Annotated in this window: 1 protein-coding gene; it reads right to left on the reverse strand. The window is 70.3% G+C overall.

All coding sequences use genetic code 11. The annotated features are described in order from the left end of the window. Window positions 1–1245 (reverse strand): condensation domain-containing protein (locus tag DCW30_RS07470; RefSeq protein WP_241743515.1); only part of this gene is annotated, 1245 nt, incomplete at both ends.

Raw genomic sequence — 1245 nt, forward strand, 5'->3', positions numbered from 1 at the left:
TTCGGGCACGTTCTGCAAGGCCAGCATGACCTGGAACAGCGGGGTGCGGGACAGGGACCGCGAGGGATTCAGCTCCTCCACCAGCCGCTCGAAGGGCACGTCCTGATGCGCGTACGCCGCGAGGTCGGCCCCCCGCACCCGCTCCAGCAACTCCGCGAAGGTCGGATCACCACTCAAGTCCGTCCGCAGGACCAGCGTGTTCACGAAGAAGCCCGCCAGCCCCTCCAACGCCGCCTCACCCCGCCCGGCGACCGGCGTCCCCAACGGAACGTCCTCCCCCGCCCCCAACTTCGCCAGCAGCACACCCACCGCCGCGTGCACGACCATGAACATCGTCGCCCGCCCACGCCCCGCCAACTCCACCAGCCCCGCATGCGTCCCCGCACCCGCAACCACCGGAACCATCCGCCCCGCAAAACTCGGCACAGCAGGCCGAGCCCGATCCACAGGCAGAGCGATCTCCTGCGGCAGATCCGCCAACGCCTCCCGCCAGAACGCGAGTTGACGGCTGCTCACACTCTCCGGGTCCTCCAGCTCACCCAGCACCGCACGCTGCCACAACGCGTAATCCGCGTACTGCACCGCCAACGGACCCCACCCCGGCACACGCCCCTCACAACGCGCCGCATACGCCGCCTCCAGATCCCGCGCCAGCACCCCCATCGACCAACCGTCCACCGCCACGTGATGCGCCACCACCGACAACACGAACTCACCCGGACCGACCACCAACAACCGCACCCGCCACGGCCGATCCACCCGCAGGTCGAACCCCTCGCCCAGTTCCTCGGCGAGCGTCTCGGTCAGCCGTTCGTCGTCGGTCCGCGTCACGGTCAGGGGCGGGCGGGCCTCGTCGCCCACGAGCACCCGCTGGTAGGGGACGCCGTCGTGGTCGGGGAAGACCGTGCGCAGACTCTCGTGCCGGTCGGCCACGTCACCCAGCGCCAACTCCAGAGCCGCCACATCCAACGCACCCGAGATCCGCAGCGCCAACGGCAGGTTGTACGCCGCCGACGCCCCCGGCACCGCCTCCTCCATCCGGTTCAAGAACCACATCCGCTGCTGCGCGAACGACAACGGCACCACATCCGGCCGCACCCACGGCCGCAACACCACACGCCCCCCACCGGAGCCATGACCACCCTCGATCAACCCCGCCAACCCCGCCACCGTCGGCGCACCGAACAACTCCCCGATCCCCACCTCCACATCGAGCACCGCCCGCACCCGCGCGATCAGCCGCAT

It is taken from the genome of Streptomyces alfalfae (assembly GCF_004127445.1).
In the GTDB taxonomy this organism is placed as follows: Bacteria; Actinomycetota; Actinomycetes; order Streptomycetales; family Streptomycetaceae; genus Streptomyces; species Streptomyces alfalfae.